This is a genomic window from Flavitalea flava, from assembly GCF_054461575.1.
On record NZ_JBTLQH010000006.1, the window covers coordinates 191,633 to 211,581 of the forward strand.

Annotated in this window: 13 protein-coding genes; 9 read left to right on the top strand and 4 right to left on the bottom strand. The window is 47.8% G+C overall.

Going from position 1 to position 19,949, the window contains the following annotated elements; all coding sequences use genetic code 11:
- The first annotated feature begins 6 nt into the window (after positions 1–6).
- Both ACX0G9_RS08595 and ACX0G9_RS08600 read left to right on the top strand, forming a co-directional pair.
- Entirely contained in the window at positions 7–528 is a 522-nt protein-coding gene (locus tag ACX0G9_RS08595; protein ID WP_459064474.1) for an archaeosortase/exosortase family protein, read from the top strand.
- Entirely contained in the window at positions 509–916 is a 408-nt protein-coding gene (locus ACX0G9_RS08600) for a hypothetical protein (protein ID WP_459064475.1), read from the top strand. The genes ACX0G9_RS08595 and ACX0G9_RS08600 overlap by 20 nt, the downstream gene beginning before the upstream one ends.
- Before the next feature lie 17 nt (positions 917–933).
- On the opposite strand, the gene ACX0G9_RS08605 is transcribed toward ACX0G9_RS08600, so the two are convergent.
- Genes ACX0G9_RS08605 through ACX0G9_RS08620 form a run of 4 tightly spaced genes read right to left on the bottom strand, consistent with a single transcriptional unit; the run spans position 934 to position 4,640 of the window.
- Complete coding sequence (locus tag ACX0G9_RS08605; protein ID WP_459064476.1) at positions 934–1,539, bottom strand: HAD family hydrolase; 606 nt, start codon at positions 1,537–1,539, stop codon at positions 934–936.
- 46 nt (positions 1,540–1,585) lie between these two features.
- Positions 1,586–2,317, bottom strand: a complete 732-nt coding sequence (locus ACX0G9_RS08610; RefSeq protein WP_459064477.1) for an SDR family oxidoreductase — start codon at positions 2,315–2,317, stop codon at positions 1,586–1,588.
- Positions 2,318–2,355: 38 nt separating this feature from the next.
- Positions 2,356–3,747: an FAD-binding oxidoreductase gene (locus ACX0G9_RS08615; protein ID WP_459064478.1), complete on the bottom strand. Its 1,392-nt coding sequence runs from the start codon at positions 3,745–3,747 to the stop codon at positions 2,356–2,358.
- A 5-nt stretch (positions 3,748–3,752) separates the two neighbouring features.
- On the bottom strand, positions 3,753–4,640 hold the full coding sequence (locus tag ACX0G9_RS08620; RefSeq protein ID WP_459064479.1) for a decaprenyl-phosphate phosphoribosyltransferase: 888 nt from the start codon (positions 4,638–4,640) through the stop codon (positions 3,753–3,755).
- A 166-nt stretch (positions 4,641–4,806) separates the two neighbouring features.
- Between ACX0G9_RS08620 and ACX0G9_RS08625 the strand changes: the two genes are divergently transcribed.
- From ACX0G9_RS08625 to ACX0G9_RS08655, 7 genes are all read left to right on the top strand, one after another.
- On the top strand, positions 4,807–6,606 hold the full coding sequence (locus ACX0G9_RS08625; protein ID WP_459064480.1) for a hypothetical protein: 1,800 nt from the start codon (positions 4,807–4,809) through the stop codon (positions 6,604–6,606).
- 106 nt (positions 6,607–6,712) lie between these two features.
- The gene (gene recG, locus ACX0G9_RS08630) at positions 6,713–8,827 is read left to right on the top strand and encodes an ATP-dependent DNA helicase RecG (protein ID WP_459064481.1); all 2,115 of its coding nucleotides are present in this window, start codon (positions 6,713–6,715) and stop codon (positions 8,825–8,827) included.
- A 79-nt stretch (positions 8,828–8,906) separates the two neighbouring features.
- The gene (locus ACX0G9_RS08635) at positions 8,907–12,758 is read left to right on the top strand and encodes a DUF7948 domain-containing protein (protein ID WP_459064482.1); all 3,852 of its coding nucleotides are present in this window, start codon (positions 8,907–8,909) and stop codon (positions 12,756–12,758) included.
- A gap of 153 nt (positions 12,759–12,911) precedes the next feature.
- Entirely contained in the window at positions 12,912–16,607 is a 3,696-nt protein-coding gene (locus ACX0G9_RS08640) for a DUF7948 domain-containing protein (protein ID WP_459064483.1), read from the top strand.
- A 164-nt stretch (positions 16,608–16,771) separates the two neighbouring features.
- Positions 16,772–17,803, top strand: coding sequence for a PorP/SprF family type IX secretion system membrane protein (locus ACX0G9_RS08645; RefSeq protein ID WP_459064484.1), 1,032 nt, complete (start codon positions 16,772–16,774; stop codon positions 17,801–17,803).
- Positions 17,804–17,873: 70 nt separating this feature from the next.
- Positions 17,874–19,298, top strand: a complete 1,425-nt coding sequence (locus tag ACX0G9_RS08650; RefSeq protein WP_459064485.1) for an FAD-binding oxidoreductase — start codon at positions 17,874–17,876, stop codon at positions 19,296–19,298.
- Positions 19,299–19,303: 5 nt separating this feature from the next.
- The gene (locus tag ACX0G9_RS08655) at positions 19,304–19,936 is read left to right on the top strand and encodes a hypothetical protein (RefSeq protein ID WP_459064486.1); all 633 of its coding nucleotides are present in this window, start codon (positions 19,304–19,306) and stop codon (positions 19,934–19,936) included.
- Positions 19,937–19,949 lie beyond the last annotated feature (13 nt).

Sequence of the window (19,949 nt, forward strand, 5' to 3'; positions counted from 1 at the left end):
GCCATTGTGTTATTTATACTCTGGAAGGCAGTTTATTTATTTATACTGTCTCCCAAACGAATCCTGGATGACCCGCTGACCCAGTCGGTTGGGGTGGCGACCACAGGTATGTTGAATATATTACCGAATACCGGCCATTTCACCGTGCAAAAATTAAGGGATAGCATGGCAGTTGAAGGAGGAATGGTTTCGGGAAATGTAATGGATATTTACCGGGGTGAAGAAAAAACCCTGCGTATAGCAGATGCCTGTAACGGTTTGGAATTAATGGTACTGTACGCAGGGTTTATTCTTTGTTTTCCGGCCCCGCTTAAAAGGAAATTTATTTTTGCAGCCATCGGTATTTCGCTGATCTACCTGCTCAATATCATTCGTTGCACGTTGTTGGTATTGATATTTATTCATTACAAGGCTTACCTGGATTTCTCCCATCATTTTGTCTTCACCTTTATAGTATATGCCTTCATATTCCTGCTGTGGTATATCTTTACCAAAAATCAGAGACTGAATGTCCTCCGGCCTTCCTAAAAAAAGATGGTATTTTATTGCCGGTTTATTAGCGATCACCCTCCTGTATATCGTTTATTACCTGTACTTTATTTATGGTCTATCCCGGGAGATTCCCTTGCGGCTGCGCCATATCGTTAAATTCCTGTTCATCCTGACTGCCTATGGGATCGGGAACTTTACCTTAAAACGATATACGGTGGGCTGGATGATGCGGATATGGCACGGTGTATACCTGGTCAGTCTCTTGCTCCTGGTCCTGTTCGGAGCCTATGACTGGGGGATTGCCCGAACTCCTTTTTCTTTGCGGATCATTGCGGACGACCTGCAGGAATTTCTTATTTCCCCAATACTTTATGTGGCCATGGGCATTCTACGAAAAAGCCTGGTGAAAGAGGGCGCCGATTAACAGAAGCTGAAGCAGGCTTACCGGAATGGTTTATAAAAGGAAATATTCGCCATCTTCAGCATCGGTTTGTCGCCACCGGTATCGCCATAGGCGTAGATCTCCGAGTAGTCTGCCAAGGTGTAATTTTCGGTGATGCGCGATACCTTTTCCTCTCCATGACAATTACGGCCTTCCACCTTTCCCGTTAATTTACCTTCCCGTACTTCGAGACGGGTGCCCAACAGATTGAGTTGGAGCGAATCAGCCCAGGGACGGATCCAATTTTCGGGAGATGCCGAAACGATGGTTACAGTAAACCCTTTTTCTTTCAATTGTTCGATCTCCCGTATCGCTTTGGGACGCAATAAAAAGGGAAGGGCATGGGCCACGAAATTCCGGCATTCTTCCTCGAATGTGGCTAATGGCATGTTCCGGAAAAAATAACGCAGAACTCTTTCTTTAGCAGTCTGATTGGAAATGAGCTTTAATTTAAAGGCTACCAGGTAGGGGCTGTTCAACAGGAAACCCAGGTAAAAGGGTAATTTCCCTTTACTGAACTTCATAAATTCCAAAAGTGTATCCTTAGTAGTGATCGTTCCGTCAAAATCAAAAAATGCGATCTTATTATTCATTTCGATATTCATTCCGTGTTCATTCCGTGTTCATTACCTTATTACTTTCCGGACTGTTTTACATCTTTAATTTCTTAAAAATGAATTCGGGGATGGATTTTATAATCAGCATGATCCAGCGCCAGAACCATTTTACGTAAACCGTATTTTTCTTTTTCTGAATGGCTTTATAAATGGTGGCGGCCACGTCCTGCGGAGTTGCCGTCAATAATTTGGGTAAAGGTAGGTTCTCGGTCATCTTCGTATATACAAACCCGGGTTGAACGCTCACTACATGTACATTATGGTGAAAAAGCCTGTTGCGCAGGCCGGACAGATAGGCCGTAAAACCTGCTTTGGCGCTGCCATACAGGTAATTGCTCTGGCGTCCTCTTTCCCCGGCAACCGAACTGATACCGACAATAGTTCCTTTCTGTTGTGTTTCGTAAAAATTGGCAACGATATTGAGGATGGAAACGGCTCCCGTATAATTCACCTGGATAATCCTTTCTGCTTCTTTCCAGTCGGTCTCGGCTTGTTTCTGCTCACCCAGATAACCGAAAACACTGACGGTAACATCGGGTTTGGTTTCCAGGGATTGAAAAAAGGCCTGGTGTTCCGCCGGTTTTTCCGCGTCGAATTCGTGGATCGTACAAACGGTGTTATAACGAATGGAAAGATCCGATTGCAAAGGCTGGAGCCTGGACGCTTTGCGGGCAGCCAACTGTATATGATATCCTTTTTCCGCAAAATTCCTGGCTATGGCAACGGCCATATCCGAACTGGCTCCAAGTAGTAGAACTGTAGGCATGAAATATTTTAATTGATAGTAATTGGGGTTATAAAGCGTTATTCCGCTGATTGTTTGGCAGCTGCCGGTAGATTTTTAATCATGGTAGTTTTGGTGCCGGATCCCGTCAATAATAAACGATCGGACTGGACGGAATGGATCCGGCCGTCCGGGTTATATTTTTTGACGATGGACAGAAAACGGGGAAGGTGCGGATAACCCGATTGAAGTATTTCCGGTTTCATACGGGCATCTTTGGACATATAAAGTCGCCCGCCGTATTGCAATACGATCTTATCCAGTTCGTCCAGGGTCTCGAAAAGACCCTTGCGTACCGGGATATCCAGGGCAAGGGTATACCCTTCCATAGGAAATCCGATGAGGCTCTCCTGTTTGCCAAAGACCTTAAGTACGGCCAGGAAAGATCCCAGCCCTTTTTCGCTGATCTTCTTCAGGATCTCGATCAGTCCTTGTTTGCTTTCCAGGGGAACAACGAACTGGTATTGAATGAACCCTTTTTTACCATAACCGCGGTTCCAATGCAGAATGGCATCCAACGGATAGAAAAAAGGTTCGTAATTGACGACATTATCGATCTCCCGTTTGAAATTTTTCCCGTAGTACAGGAAGTTGAAGGCCTTTACTGTAAAGGTATTCAATACCCATGATGGCAGATTGAACGGGAAAACGATCTGTTTTTTCTTTGGCAGTTGAAGAGGTTCCTTCTTCTGTTTGTCATTCAGGTCTGCAGGTACGGCATGTTCTCCTAAGATCAGGATGCTGCGCCCGAAATGTTTGCCTTTTTTCAGACAATCGATCCAGGCAACGGAATAAGTATAGTCTTTGTATTGGTCAAAAAGTTGGATGACTTCTTCCAGGTTGGCGGCTTTTACCTGTTTCTGCCGGATAAAGGAGGTCTCGATCTTCTTAAGTCTGAATTTAATGCGGGTGATCAGGCCGGTCAGGCCCATGCCGCCGCAGGTCGCTTCAAAAAGATCCGTTTCCCGGTCGGGTCCGCAGATAACCAGTCTTCCATCCGAAAGGAGAATATCCATTTCATCGACATGATGGGAAAAACAGAAATCCACGTGGTGGTTCTTGCCATGTACATCGCTGGCTATCGCCCCACCGACCGTAATGAATTTGGTTCCCGGGGTCACGGGCAGGAACCAGCCCTTAGGAACGACCACTTCCAGGACCTGGTCCAGGGTGATGCCGCTCTGGCATTCAAAAATGCCCTTGTTAGTATCGAAAGAAAGTATTTTGTCGAATTTTGTGGTATTCAGCGTCTGAGAAGCAAGGGAGGCATCGCCGTAACAACGTCCGTTGCCCCGGGGGATAAATCCGTCGGTAGTTTTTATATATTGATGAATATCTTCCACCAGGGTAAAAGTCCTCTCTTCACTTTCCATGGCCGGATAATTTCCCCAATTGGCGATTTGCTTTTGCATACGTTTCAATGTTTAAACAGAATGATGTCTTTGGTATATAAAAGGAAAATAAAACTGGCGATCCAAAGGAGTAATGTTAATTGAATGAAACGGTCTTTGTAAAGGATCTTAGTAGGCGAGCCGGAATCGGTAGATACGTAAATAATCTGCAAATATCGCATTATTCCGGCTAATACAAAAATACAGGTATAATAAAGGCGGTCCGTTCCCAAATGCTGCACGGTAATCGGGGAGACGGTATACATGAGGTAGGCGACAAGAATGACCGCACAAACGAGGGCCAGCAAAACATTCAATAATTCCAGGTTATACCCTTTGATGGATTTGCGCATATCCTCCCCTGAGCTTAACTTCAGCAGCACATCATCCCTTCTTTTTCCGATGGCCATAAAGATGGCCAGCAGAAAGACCATGATTACGATCCATTCGGAAAGGGGGATAAACCCGATGACGGATCCTGCCTTGATACGCAGTACAAAACCAACCGCCAGGATCATAATATCGAGGATGGGAATACTTTTTAACCCGAGAGAATAGGCCAGATTGATCAGGAAATAGATACCCAGCACAAAAAGAAATTTGTCCCGGATCATCCAGGCCATTCCGAATCCGGCTACCAGGAGCAGTCCGCATATGACCAGGGCCATCGTAGGGGAGACGCTTCCGGAAGCCAGGGGGCGTTTACATTTTACCGGGTGTTTGCGATCGTCTTCCCGGTCACGGTAGTCATTAATGATATAAATACTGCTGGCAATAAAAGAAAAGGCGATAAATCCCAGGCCTACCTGAAGGAGTTTGCCCCCGTCGAGGAATTCTCCGGCAAAGAACATCGGAATGAAAAGGAATAAATTTTTTGCCCAATCTTTAGGTCTTAAGAGTTTGAGGTATTGCACAGCATTAAATTATTCGCGACAAAGTACAAACAAAAACCTAAAAATTATAATATTGAGCCTAAATAGTACAATTAGTTAATTTGTTCCTTTATTTGCTCCAAAATTCCTTTATTAAAATCTAAAATTATCCATTACGGGGCTAATTTTATAACCAAAAACGATACAAATGACCCGGAACCTGTTAGCTAAATTGGAACTGTTGCTGATTATCCTGCTGGCATGCGTCCCGCTTCTTATCCGCTTTCCCTATAGGGTGAACATATTCCTGTCCTGGGAAGGTGCCTATCGTATCAGTGAGGGTCAGTTGCCATTCCGCGATTTTGGTACTCCCCTGGGGGGAATGTATTGGGTCATTCCCGCCTTCTTTTTCAAAATATTCGGGCCAAAAATGATCACCCTGGTCAAGGCCCAGGTGTTTATAAATATCCTTGCAGGCCTTTCCTTCCGTTCCATCCTGAAAAGTCTGTCTGTGAATAAGGGAATCCGCTTTGCGGCCGTACTCCTGTTCTGTATATCCTTTTCCTTTTTTAATTTCTGGCCCTGGTACAATCATTCGGTGATCGTATATGAACTCATCGCACTTGCCTTTCTGTTCAAATATATCGGCGGGACCTTTACAGGTACAAATAAGGGAGCTAAACCATTTGCCTTTGGCTGGCTGATTGCCGCCGCGCTTTTTGTTTGTTTCTCTTTTCTTACCAAACAGGATGGAGGTGGTCTGGCTTTCCTTATTGGCTGCGGTTTATTGGCCAGTTATGGCTGGCTCGAAAAAAAGGGGTTGCCCCTGGTGATCTTTGCGGGAAGTTGTGCCGTATTCCTTTCCCTGATCGTCCTGGTTTTTTCGAAATGGGGTTTCGGGTATTGGTTCAATCACGGGCAGGCTCCTCATACGGCAAGGATCTCCCTTCCTGATATTGCAGAGGAATTTTTCGGGGCCTCCCAATGGATCAAATTTTATCTCTTTCTTACCCTGATGCTGGCTGTCATTCGTTATAACCAGCCGGGAGGATTGTCGAAAAATCTGCTTGCCGACAAAAAAGGATTGCTGCTGTTGTTGCTCACCTGGGCGATCCTGGCGGAATCGGCCATTTTCCAGGTCACCAGTTATACACCTCCGGATAACAATATCTTTTTTCATGCTTTTGCTATTGCCTGTATCTTTTCCCAACTGTCGGGCATCATGCCGGTCAATTTTGGCAAGCCTGCTGTACTGGCCTTCCTGGTGGGCGGGATCCTGTTCTGGTGGAGCGGCACCTATTGGAAGTACGTTGAACGGGTATTGCCCCACGGTAAAACGGCACCTTCCGGGGAAACGGCCGGGGTAACCGGGTCCGGCCCGGCGACTGGTGCATCCTCCGGTCTTCAATTCTCACCAACCGGAGAGAATGTAGTGAACAAACATACCTATATGATCAACCGGGATACCGGTAACCGGGATGTACCCATGGAAGAATGGATAGAAACCGGGTTGCCCACTTTTGACCGGATAAAAATGCCTCCTCCAACGGTTGCGGGTATTCACCGGCTGATGGAAATGGATATCGTTAAGGATGCACACTCCCAACAGTCCCCTCTAAAGATGGGTGGAAAGGGAGGAAATAGTGGTGGGGAGGGACTCCGCGTGCTGAATATGTCCGAACTGACGCCTCTGGCAGCGGAAATACCCTTTGCCCTGGAAAAAAACCAGGAACTACCCTTATGGTATCATCTGGGTGTGGGAATGTTCAACCGGCAGGCTGAATTGCTGGAAAAACGGATAGGAGCGCATTATTATGACCTGGTCCTTTTCGAATATGTCTCTAACCTCAACAATTTTTATGCTTTTCGGGTGCGGGATTCTCTCAGGGTGCATTATAAACTGGTCGATTCTTTTATGGCGCCGCGCAGAGGGGAGACCCAGGGAAATATTGAGGTCTACCGGAGACCGGTTGATTCCCTCAGGACGTCTGCCCTGAACGCTAAATAAATGGGGTGACCCGTTTAAATGGAGGGACAAACTTCTTGCAGGAGATTTAAGATGACGGGTTAACTTCGCCGGAAATAGTTCATTTATCAGTAACATCGCCTCCATATTGGCCAGTCCGATCGAATATCTGAAAGGGGTAGGGCCATTCCGTGCGGATCTGTTAAAAAAAGATCTGGGCATCTTTACTTTCAACGATCTTCTGAATCATTTTCCTTACCGGCATGTGGACCGGACCAAGATCAACCTAATCAGGGAAATTTCCCCGGAAACAGAATATATCCAGGTAGCCGGGAAACTGGTCAGTATGGAAATTCTGGGCGAACAAAGGACCCGTCGCCTGGTCGCCCATTTAAAAGACAATTCCGGCCTTCTGGAACTGGTATGGTTCCAGGGGATTAACGGGATTCAGAAATTATTGACCGTCGGCACCGAATACCTGGTGTATGGACGGGTAGGCGCTTTTTTGGGCAAACCCCAGATCACGCATCCGGAAATCGAGATATTCGTAAAAGAAAAGGCCGACGGACAGCCCTATCTTGACCCGGTATATCCAACCACTGAAAAATTAAAGGCTAAAGGATTGGGCGGGCGGGAAATCGGCAAGCTGACACTGACCCTGCTGAACCTGGTAAAAGAAAAAGATCTTCCCGAGAATCTGCCGGAAACTGCCCGGACCTATAAGGACGCCAATACAGGGCAAGCCACCCGGTTCATACAGCGTTATGAAGCCTATCGTCAGATCCATTTTCCCAGTCATCCGGATTTGTATCTTCAGGCCTTGTCCCGTCTCAAATTCGAGGAATTTTTCGTGGCCCAGATCCGTCTGGGGCTGATCAAATCCCGGCGACACCGTTATTCCGAAGGAGTGGTATTTTCCCAGGTAGGGGAGATCTTCAACCGGTTCTATACCCAATACCTGCCTTTTGAACTGACCGGGGCACAGAAACGGGTACTGAAGGAGATCCGCCGGGATACCGGCAGCGGAAGACAAATGAACAGACTTTTGCAGGGAGATGTAGGCAGCGGCAAAACCATGGTAGCCCTCCTTGCCATGTTACTCGCCATTGACAATGGATTTCAGGCCTGTCTGATGGCGCCAACCGAGATCCTGGCCAAACAACATTTTGAAGGGATCTCTGACCTGTTAAAGGACCTCCCGCTGACTGTCCGTCTTCTCACCGGTTCTTCCCGGTCCAAACAACGGAAAGAGGTACTTGGACTAGCCCTCGACGGCTCCCTTAATATATTGATCGGCACCCACGCGATCCTGGAGGATCCTGTCCAATTCAACAGGCTCGGACTGGCGATCGTGGATGAGCAGCACCGGTTTGGGGTGGCCCAGCGGGCCCGGTTATGGAAAAAAGCCATAATTCCTCCCCATGTACTGGTTATGACGGCTACCCCCATTCCCCGAACATTGGCCATGACGGCTTATGGAGATCTGGACTACAGTATAATGGACGAATTACCCCCCGGAAGGCAACCAATATCCACAGTCCATCGTTTCGAGGACAAGAGACCCCAGGTCATGGATTTCATCCGGCATGAACTGGCGAAGGGCCGGCAGTGTTACATCATTTTTCCGCTGATCGAAGAGTCTGAAACCCTGGATTATGAGAACCTGATGAAAGGGTATGAAAATGTGAAAGCCTGGTTTCCGGAACCGAAGTATTGGATCAGTATGGTACATGGAAGACAGACCAATGAAGTAAGGACGACCAACATGCAACGTTTCGTGCAAAAAGATACTCAGATCATGGTCGCCACTACGGTTATTGAAGTAGGGGTAAATGTGCCCAATGCGACAGTCATGGTGATCGAAAGCGCTGAAAAATTCGGACTTTCCCAATTGCATCAGCTGAGAGGAAGGGTTGGAAGGAGTTCGGAAAAAAGCTTTTGCATTTTATTAACAGGTCCCAGGCTCAACAAAGAGGCCCGTGAACGGTTAAACACGCTTTGCGCCACCAATGATGGGTTTAAGATTGCGGAAAAGGATCTGGAGATCCGGGGCCCTGGTGACATAGGAGGAACACGCCAGAGCGGAATGTTGAATTTCAAACTGGCAAATATTGTCCAGGACAGGGAATGGCTGGAACTTTCACGCGAAATGTCCGATAAGATCCTGGGAATTGACCCTGATCTGAGCAGTGAAGAGAACAAGAACCTGAAAAACTACCTGCAGGTTCAACATGGGCAAACGCAGTGGAGTAAGATTTCGTAAATTTAAGGTAAGGATCTCTTAGGGACAAATCAGGATAGAACCGGACAGATTAACCTTCAAATAGAGAAAATACAAAAATTTGGGAAGAATCAGCCTTATTGCCATTTTGGTCAACTTTTCCGTCCTTCATCTCACAGCGCAGTCCGGAGGCTATTCAAATCTTGAATTTGTTGAGAATAAGGGCCAATGGGGCTCCCTTGTGAAGTTCAGGGCGGAAATGAATGCCGGTACATTTGTTCTGCACAAGGATGGCTTTACAGTTATCCAGCATGACACCACTGATCTTCGGAGGATCCAATATCAATTACATATGGGTAAGGGGGCACAAAAGAGTCCCCGGTCAAACACCGCAACAAACACGGCAACAAACACTGCAACAAACACCGTAACGACTGCCACTGCTGCCATTGCGGGAAGGACTACATCCATCCAGCCAGGCGTAAGGGGAATTTCTTATCCGCCCGGTAAGGCTATTCCCGGAGACGGAGATGGAAGGGGCGAAGCCTCCGATCCTGACATGATCCTTCATTCCCATTCCTACCGGGTAAGTTTTGAGAATGCCAACGGGTTGACGGAGATCCTTCCTGAAAAAAGCCTCCCTACTTATTTGAACTACTTTACCGGGAAAGACCCTGCTCAATGGGTATCGCAATGCAAAAAATACCAGGGCGTTTTATACAGGAATATATATAAAGGGATCGATCTGCATTATTATACCGACCGCGGGTTTCTCAAATACGATCTTATCGTTCATCCGGGTGCCGACCCTGGCCAGATATCCATGAAATATGAAGGCCAGGAAAAATTGACTATTAAAAAGAACCAGGTGCAGGTCAGGACCTCCGCCGGAACGGTCAAAGAAATGGAGCCCTATGCCTACCAACTGGATACTAAGGAGAAAAGAGACCTTGAATGCGAATACTATCTTGTTGGAAAAAACAGTATCCGTTTCCGTATAAAGAATTACTCCCCTGATGCGACACTGGTAATCGATCCCACCGAAGTATTTTGTTCATTCACCGGAAGTAAATCGGATAACTGGGGCTATACATCCACGTATGATTTATCCGGGAATTTTTATGTCGGTGGAATTGCGCTCGATTACCCCGGGTTCAGCGGAAATGATTTCTATACGACTCCCGGAGCCTTTCAAAGCGGGTATAAAGGAGGCGATGGTTCAGAAGGGATAGTTAAGAATAATCAGGGGCAGGTAATCTATCCATATAATTACGACATTGCCATCATGAAATTCAATTCCAGCGGAACCACCGCACTTTATGCCACTTATCTGGGAGGCACCGGTGACGAACAACCGCATAGTATGGTTTGCGATCCGATGGGGAACCTGGTGGTAACAGGGAGAACCTCTTCATCCGATTTCCCAACTTACCCTGCCGGAATTACCACCTACGGCCAGGGAGGCGGATTCGATCTTTTTTTGACCAAATTCAATGCCAACGGAACCGGCCTCATCGGTTCCCGGAGGATCGGTGGAAAGGGATCTGACGGGGTCAATTACAAACCGAAATATAATACAGAGGGTACTCCTGGTACCCAGGAGCTTCGTCTTAACTATGGCGATGACGGAAGGAGCGAAGTGATCCTGGACGGCGCAAATAATATATATCTGGCTGCCTGCACCCAATCTGTGGATTTTCCTGTTTCGACAGGGGCATTCCAAACGGTTTCCGGCGGCGGCCAGGATGGAGTAGTCCTCAAGACCACTCCGGATGCCACAGCGATCCTTTTCAGTTCCTATCTTGGTGGGAGCGGCGCAGATGCTGCGTTCGTATTGGCTTTAAGCCCTCTTACCAATAATCTTTACATAGCCGGCGGAACCATAAGCAATGATCTTAAAGGGACCGGTTCCGGCACTGTTATCCGGTCCACGAACAATGGCGGAGCGGATGGTTTTGTTTCCATGATCAAAAATGACGGATCCATTCTTTATAAGACCACTTATTTCGGGACAACCGGGACGGATGTAATTTATGGGGTCGATGTCGATAACAAAGGGTTCCCCTATATTATGGGAACGACCACAGGGGTGGTGCCTCCTGTAAATTCACCGTTCAATCAAAATAATAACCAGGCCACCGGCAAACAATTCATAAGCAAACTGCAGCCAGATCTTTCAGGCATCATCTATTCGGCTAATTTCGGGCCCGGAGGAACCTATCCCAATCTCTCTCCTACAGCTTTCCTGGTGGACCGTTGTGAAAATGTATACGTTTCAGGATGGGGAGGAGGGATTAATATCGACGACAAATATAACAACGACGGAACGAACGGGTTGAAAACAACGGGTAACGCTCTAAAACCTGGTACGGACGGAGCGGATTTCTATTTTTTTGTATTGCAGAAAAATGCAGCCTCGCAGTTGTATGGCAGTTTCTTCGGACAACAAAATGGGAAGCTGGGCGATCATGTGGATGGCGGCACAAGCCGGTTCGACAAACAAGGAGTGATCTATCAATCCATTTGCGCCAATTGTGACGGCGGTGCGGTATTCCCTACCACCCCCGGGGTCTGGGCTTCCGCGAATGGGGCAGTATCTTTCGGAGGCTGTAATGAGGCCGCAGTAAAAATTGCCTTTAATTTTGCGGGAGTCGGAGCGGGTCTCAAATCCGATCTGAAGGGGCGGGGGGATAGTCTTGGCTGCGTTCCGCTGACCGCGACGTTGCAGGATACTATCCGGAATGCGAAATTATATATCTGGGATTACGGGGACCTGAGTAAAAAGGATACGACCACCAATTATTCCGTTACGCATGTTTATAATCTGGTGGGTACCTACCTGGTAACCCTGGTAGCGATAGATTCCAGCACCTGCAATGTGGCCGATACGGTATACATGCATATTACGGCGCGTAACGACCCGTCGGTCCTGGCCTATACTTATGCGAAAGTATTGCCCTGCACTTCTCTCGATTTCGATTTTAATAACCAGTCCACTTATCCGGGGACCAAGGCATTCACCAACACTTCCTTTCTCTGGGATTTTGGAGATAATTCATCGCAGATCCGGGCTGGCCTGGGTATTACCAATCATTCCTTTCCTTCTCCGGGGCCTTATACCGTTAAACTGATCCTGGCGGACAGCAATTATTGTAATTTCCCGGATACACTGGCCAAATCACTGAATATTGCCCAGAATGTAAAGGCACAATTTGTAACGCCATCTTCGGGATGCGCACCCTATACAGCCGTGTTCAATAATACTTCCATTGCGGGTCAGCAGTATTATTGGTATTTTGGCGACGGTACCGTCGATTCAACCGACCGGACCCCTCCGCCGCATTTGTATCCCGATCCGGGAAGTTATATCGTCAAATTAAAGGTAGTGGATTCCTCTACCTGTAATATCGCGGACAGTATGCAAATGACCATCACCGTTAGCGGAAAACCAACGGCTGCCTTTTCGTATCTCCCCCTACCATCGGTTGTCAATACACCGACCGTGTTCTATAATAACTCGACCGGTGGGGTCGTCAGCAGCACCTGGTTATTCGGAGATGGTCATTCAACGACCAAAAATTCGCTGGATACGGTGATCCATCAATATATCCGGACCGATACTTTTCAGGCATGCCTGGTGGCGGTAAATCAATTCGGATGTCCCGATACTGTCTGTCACCCGGTGCCTGCCATCGTTCATCCGCTGCTGGATGTACCGAATGCTTTTACTCCCGGCCGTTTCGGACAGAACGGTATTGTAAAAGTGGTTGGGTTCGGGATAGTAAAAATGGCTTTCCGGATATATAACCGCTGGGGCCAAAAGGTCTTCGAAAGTAACGATCCGTATATAGGATGGGATGGAATGTTTAAAGGAAACCTTCAACCCATGGATGTGTACGCGTACACGCTGGAAGCGGAATATTTCGATGGAACCCGTGCAACGAAAAAAGGTGATATCACCTTGATCCGGTAGCGGCTTGGAATATGACCGGACTTTGACAGGAAGACAGTTGAACCGCTGAATTCCGGACTCAAATTTGCGGGTTATAAGGGCTGAAAGAGAGCAGAAAAAAGCCCGGAAATGTATTTATATTTTTTGTAAATTGTTATAAGGAAAATGAGAAGGATGGTAAGAAATTCGTGGATCAGTTGTATAATTCTGCTTGCTTCTGTTAATACCGGGCATGCGCAGGATGGGGCTTCCAACATAGAATTTGTGGAGAACAAAGGCCAATGGGGCAGTGAGGCCAAATTTAAAGGAGAAATGAAAGTGGGTGCGTTCTTCCTGGATAAAAAGGGATTTACGGTTCTGTTGCATCATCCCGATGACCTGATGCGGCTGAACGGTAATCATAGGGAAAAAAGCATCCTGATGGGCTCCGTTAACGGAGGAAAAACAAACACCGCCGGTAAAAAAGGGGAACAGGGTCCCGGAGCTCCCGAAACCGGGAACGCAGGAATGGATGTCCGGTCACACGCTTACCGCATGTCCTTCGTGGGCGCCAGCGATCAGGCGGAGATAGTACCGGATAAGCCCTTGCCTTCCTATAACAATTATTTTATCGGAAAGGATTCTTCCAAATGGGCAGGAAATTGCCGGATATTTCAGGGAGTAACCTATAAAAACATGTATCCGAATGTGGATGTTCGTTATTATTCCGATAAAGGGAAATTAAAATATGATATCATCGTCCACCCGGGAGGCAATGTGGACCAGATCGAAATGTTGTACGAAGGGGTGGATAAACTGGGTACTAAAAAAAATCAGCTGGAGATCACCACCTCCGTCGGAATGGTAAAGGAGCTGGCCCCCTATTCTTTTTTCTTCAATGAGAACGGAAAGACTGAAATTGGCTGCAAGTACCATATCCGCAATGGGAACACCGTTAAATTCAAGGTTGACGATCATCCGGACGGGTCGACCCTGGTTATCGACCCCGCCCTGGTCTTTGTTTCGTTTACGGGCAGTACAATCAGCAATTGGGGTTTTACCGCAACGCCCGGACCTGACGGAAGTTTTTATGCAGGGGGAATTGTTTTCGGCAATGCCTACCCGTATAATACAGGCCCACTCCAGCCAAAGTTCGGGGGGGGGAATTTCGATGTGAGCATTATGAAATTCAGCAGTAATGGCAGTAACATGCTATACTCCACTTTTTTAGGTGGCGGTGACACCGAGACCCCGCACAGCATGATCTGTGATCCAAATGGCAATCTGATCGTACTGGGAAGGACATATTCGGTAGACTTTCCGGCAAAGACCCGTTTTGGCAATGGAGGCGGCGCCGATATGTTCGTGGCCAAAATATCCGCAGGCGGCAACCAGATGCTTGGCTGCATGCGAATAGGTGGCAGCGGCGACGATTGTGTGAATATGGCTGACCAGGTCAGGACGGGATCAGATAAGCCTGATTCCCTGGTACGTAATTATGGGGATGATACACGCAGCGAGGTCATTGTGGATTGGAACAACAATATATATGTCGCTGCATCTACAAAATCTTCTGCATTGACGGAAGCCGCCGGAGGTTTCCCTATCCGGGGAAACGTGTTTCAAAAGACATTTGGCGGGGGGCTTCAGGACGGTGTGGTCTTAAAGATCAATCCCGATTGTAATGACCTGCTATGGAGCAGTTTTCTGGGCGGCGGTGGCTGCGATGCCGCATTTGTGCTGAAACGGGCTCCCTTAGGCGATGGAGATCTTTATGTCGCCGGCGCTACCACCAGCGGGAATTTTCCGGGTGACAAATCCAATGTGATCCAGACGGCTTATCAGGGAGGGACCTCGGATGGGTTTGTGACGATCATTTCAGCAGATGGGACAACCCAAAAAAAGACCACCTTTCTTGGAACCGGCGCCGGGGATGCCGTATACGGTATACAGGTCGATAAAAAAGGGTTCCCCTATGTGATGGGAACGACTAACGGAACATGGCCGGTGATCAATGCACCTTACGTCAATGCAGGAGCCAAACAATTCGTATCCAAGATGCTGCCGGACCTTTCCGGGTACGTCTATTCCACGACCTTCGGAACTCCGGGCGCCAGATTGCCCAATATCTCACCGGTGGCCTTCCTGGTTGACCGTTGTGAAAATGTATATGTCTCGGGTTGGGGCGGGTGGATCCTGGGCGGGCCGGATCCATACGGGCAGGCCGGAACGCTGAATATGCCCATCACTCCGGATGCCATCCAAAAGTTGACGGATAACAGGGATTTTTATTTTATCGTTCTTAAAAAGAATGTAACCGATATATTATATGGAACCTTTCTGGGGCAAAAGGATACCCAGAAAAGCATCAGCGAACATGTAGATGGGGGAACCAGCCGGTATGATCAGAACGGGATCATTTACCAGGCCATTTGCGCCAACTGCAATGGAGGGGCTGCCAGCAGATTTCCAACAACGCCCGGCGTCTGGGCTCCTGCGAATGGATCGGGTGCAAATGGCTGTAATGTGGCCGCGGTAAAGATCGCTTTCAATTATGCCGGAGTCGCAGCCGGTATGCGGGCTTCTGTCAACGGACGTCTTTATGACACCTCCGGTTGTATTGTCATGGATGCGGTTTTCCAGGATACGGTGCGCAATGCCAAGTCCTATATCTGGAATTTTGGGGATGGAGGGGGAGATTTTGCGACGACGGATTATATCGTCAGCCATACCTACAATAACCCGGGCATTTACACAGTCATGATGGTGGCCATTGACGAGAACAGCTGTAATGGAAGGGACACTACCTACCGCCATGTTATAGCCCGTACCGACAAGGCGATCCTGGATTATATTTATGCCAAAGCGCAGCCTGCCATTTGTACCTCCCTGGAGTATCTGTTCACCAATCAATCACAGGTACCGGTAGGCAAACCGTTCACCAATACATCCTTTGTATGGGATTTTGGCGACCAGACCCCACAGACTCCACCCATGGGTCTTGGTGTCGTCGATCATACCTTTATGCAGGCGGGAACCTATAATGTGAAATTGTTGCTGGTAGACACGCATTATTGCAATTTTCCGGATACCCTGACCAAAACGATAAGGGTATCACCTATGGCGAAAGCCCAGTTTGTTACCCCGGCTACAGGTTGCGCTCCTTATTCGGCCTATTTTAACAATACTTCCCTGGGTGGAGTCCAGTTCTTTTGGGATTTCGGTGACGGGGTGGGTACTTCTACGGAAACAAATCCTACTTATGTATACCAGAATCCCGGAACTTATATAGTCAAGTTGCTGGAATTGGATCCGACCACCTGTAATAAGCAGGATCAAACCCAATTCGCCATTACGGTTAGCGGTAAGCCGACGGCCTCCTTTACCTTCGCCCCTTCTCCACCGGTGGCCAATACCCCGATAATCTTCTTTAATAGCTCGGTAGGGGGAACAAGGTTCAGGTATTCATTCGGCGACGGCGATTCAGCTATTAAGACAAGCCTGGATACCACCCAACACCTGTATATTTTCACCGATACTTTCGATGTCTGCCTGGTGGCCTATAATCAGTTCGGATGCACCGATACAGCTTGTAAAAGGGTCGCGACCCTGATCCATCCTTTGCTGGATGTTCCAAACGCATTTACCCCCGGCCGTTTCGGACAGAACGGTATTGTGAAAGTGGCGAGTTTCGGTATTACCCGTTTGTTATTCAGGATCTATAACCGCTGGGGCCAGTTGGTATTTGAGACGAATGACCCCAACCAGGGATGGGATGGTACCCGCGGAGGGGTCTTGCAGCCGATGGATGTCTATGGATATACGGTGGAGGCGGATTTTTCAGATGGAAAACACGCCACCAAAAAAGGGGATATAACGTTGATACGGTAGATCGGGCAAACAGATCCGGGGCCCGCGAACTTCCGGTCAATTTAAAAAGGTATATTGTCTGGTCATCAGACAACCAAAATGAGGTGGTTAACGTTATTCAGATTACTGGCAGGACTGGGCCTGATTTTTTAAACCAGGGTCTTTGTTTTTAAAAATCGAGGAGTGTGAATAAAATAGTATTACTGGGCATTGTTTCCATGTGGGTTGCGTTAAACGGTAACGCACAGGACCTTCATTTTTCACAATGGTTCAATTCGCCCTTATCGACCAACCCCGCCAATACCGGTTTCATCCCGGATGCGGATTATCGTATCGGGGCCAATTACCGCGATCAATGGTCTTCTGTTATGGCCGCCCCCTACCGGACCATGAGTGTTTGGGGGGATGCACAGGTATTTCGAAACAGGATCGAGAATGGTTGGATGGGGCTTGGGGGTATGATCATGCGCGATGATGCCGGCTCCAGCGCCCTTACCTCTACGCAGGTATACGGATCGGTGGCTTATCACCAGATGGTGGGATACGCTAGTCTGATCTCTGCGGGATTCAATGTCGGCCTGGTCAATAAAAGGGTCAATACCACCAATTTAAAATTTCCCGATCAGTTCGACGGAAAGATCTTTGACGTTCACCTTCCTACCAGTGTGGTCATCGACCGCCCGAATGTGAATTATTTCGATATGCAGGTGGGTATGAACTATGCTTATTTTCCCACGAATAAACTATATGTAAATGCCGGGTTCTCGGTACAGCATATTAACCGGGCCAGGGAATCCTTTTTTATTACGGATCCTGCAGGCTTTGACAGCCGGATCCCGCAACGATTTATCGGCTTCGTAAATGCCAGTATCAAAGCCAGCGACCAGGTTATCCTCAACCCGATGGGTTATTATACGAGTATGGCGGGTTCATCGGAAGCAGTCCTGGGACTCAACGCCCAATACAATCTGCAGGACAATGGGGATCAGCAGGTTATCGGCGGCCTGTATTACCGGGCCGGAGATGCGGTCATTCCCATGATCGGGTTCATTTATAAAAATATCAAGCTGACTTTCACCTATGACGTTACTACCTCCAACCTAAAACATTATGACGGTGGGTTTGGAGCCTGGGAATTCGGATTGATCAGCCAGGGTTTTTTCAATGAATATAATGGAGACAAACACCAATCCCTTTGTCCGACTTTCAAACAATGATTGCAGAAAAATCGCATCTAATTAAAGGGAATTATCCATTTTTATCGGACTTTTGCGCAAATTTTAAGGCATGGGTATACCAGGGGGTAAGGGTTTGATCAATGCAGACCGGATTGAGGAATTTACACAAATAGTCGGAAAGTCATATATGTTACTGGACGAAGAGTCCATGTCAAAATATGCACATGATGAAACGGAAGAGCTTTTTTTCCTGCCGGAGATCGTTTTGAAACCCCGGACGGCCGAGGAGATCAGCGCGATCCTTCGTATTTGCAACCTTCACCGGATACCGGTTACCCCCAGGGGAGCCGGAACGGGTCTTAGCGGAGGTGCGCTTTCCCAGTTAGGCGGGGTTCTGATTTCCACGGAAAGAATGAACACGATCCTCGACATTGACGAAAAGAACGGCCAGGTGACGACGGAACCGGGAGTGATAACGGAGGTCTTGCAAAATGCCGTAAAAGAGAAAGGGTTATTTTATCCGCCGGATCCCAGCAGCAGGGGGTCCTGTTTTATCGGAGGGAATATTGCGGAGAACAGCGGTGGACCAAAAGCGGTTAAATATGGGGTGGTTAAGGATTATGTATTGAACCTCCAGGTAGTTTTGGCTACCGGGGAGATCATCTGGACAGGAGCGAATGTATTAAAAAATTCTACTGGTTATAATCTGACCCAGCTGATAGTGGGAAGCGAAGGTACCCTCGGGATCGTGACCAGGATCGTTTTAAAACTTATTCCGCTGCCAAAATATGACCTGTTGATGCTGGTTCCCTTCCGGTCGCTGGAGAAGGCAGGAGAAGCGGTTAGTGCGATATTCCGGGCGGGTTTTACGCCCAGTGCCCTGGAATTGGTTGAAATCGATGCTTTACGGATCACCAGCCGTTTTGTGGAGAGTTCCCTTCCCCTGCACGAAGGTATTGAAGCCCATCTTATCATCGAGGTCGATGGCAATCACCTGGAGACGCTGATGAGCGAGATGGAAGCCATCGCCGGGTTGCTGGAAGAATATGAGGCAGGCGCAGACATTCTTTTTGCCGATGATGCCGTTCAAAAGGCTGAGCTTTGGAAAATACGCAGAAGGGTGGCGGAAGCTGTGAAGATCGACGGTTATACGATCGAAGAAGATACGGTGGTTCCCAGAGCCGCCTTGCCGGCCCTTATCCGCGGCGTGAAAACATTAGGAAAACAATATGGTTTCGAAGCGGTATGTTATGGACATGCCGGAGACGGCAATCTTCATATTCGTATAAAGAAGGAAGGGACAGCCAACAGCCAGGACGATCCGCAGATGATCGAAAGCCTGCGTGCATTATTCACACTTGTGCATGGGTTAGGGGGAACGATCAGCGGAGAGCATGGGATCGGGTTGATCCAGAAGGATTTCATGGATATCGTATTCAGCGATGTACAACTGAATCTGATGCGCCAGATCAAACGGGCCTTCGATCCTAACCATATTTTAAATGCCGGAAAAATATTCGATCCGATAAAATAATGATCATGATAAAAAAGGTTTTCATTGCAGCATGTTTACTGGTTACCGTTAAAATAGGGATAGCCCAGCAGCATATGCCCAAACAAACCTATACCTATTCCGATGAGGGACCCCCTACAGGTTTCAGTAAACAGAATCTTTTTGTCGGCGGTAGCCTGAGCCTTGGATTCGGCAGTTATAGTTTCAATGTCGGAGGAACACCCGAGATCGGTTATTCCCTGAATAACTGGCTGGATGCCGGTGTGCTGGTGAACATTAATTATAATTCCATCAGGGCCGACCCTAATTATAACGGCAATATCCGTACCCGTAGTTTTAATTATGGAGGTGGCGTCTTTGCAAGGGCTTATCCGTTGCCTTTTTTGTTCCTTACTGTTCAGCCGGAATACAACCTTATCAATTATAATCAAAAAGATATGAATCCCGGGGCGACAGGGACCTATTCCCAGAATACGAATGCTACCAGCCTGTTACTGGGCATTGGTTACGGGCAAAGGGTGGTGGGACAGAGTGGCTTTTATATCGCTCTTATGTTCGATGCGCTGACCAGCAAATATTCGCCTTACCGGGATTATAACGGAGCTGCCGTTCCGATCGTACGTGCGGGGTTTGACTTTTATCTGCATCAACGTAAATAAGTAAACTAACAGG

Excerpts from the sequence above, each read along its gene's own strand:
- ACX0G9_RS08600 (WP_459064475.1), top strand. The coding sequence starts at position 509 with ATGTCCTCCGGCCTTCCTAAAAAAAGATGGTATTTTATTGCCGGTTTA.
- ACX0G9_RS08605 (WP_459064476.1), bottom strand. The coding sequence starts at position 1,539 with ATGAATATCGAAATGAATAATAAGATCGCATTTTTTGATTTTGACGGA.
- ACX0G9_RS08610 (WP_459064477.1), bottom strand. The coding sequence starts at position 2,317 with ATGCCTACAGTTCTACTACTTGGAGCCAGTTCGGATATGGCCGTTGCC.
- ACX0G9_RS08615 (WP_459064478.1), bottom strand. The coding sequence starts at position 3,747 with ATGCAAAAGCAAATCGCCAATTGGGGAAATTATCCGGCCATGGAAAGT.
- ACX0G9_RS08625 (WP_459064480.1), top strand. The coding sequence starts at position 4,807 with ATGACCCGGAACCTGTTAGCTAAATTGGAACTGTTGCTGATTATCCTG.
- ACX0G9_RS08640 (WP_459064483.1), top strand. The coding sequence starts at position 12,912 with ATGGTAAGAAATTCGTGGATCAGTTGTATAATTCTGCTTGCTTCTGTT.
- ACX0G9_RS08650 (WP_459064485.1), top strand. The coding sequence starts at position 17,874 with ATGGGTATACCAGGGGGTAAGGGTTTGATCAATGCAGACCGGATTGAG.
- ACX0G9_RS08655 (WP_459064486.1), top strand. The coding sequence starts at position 19,304 with ATGATAAAAAAGGTTTTCATTGCAGCATGTTTACTGGTTACCGTTAAA.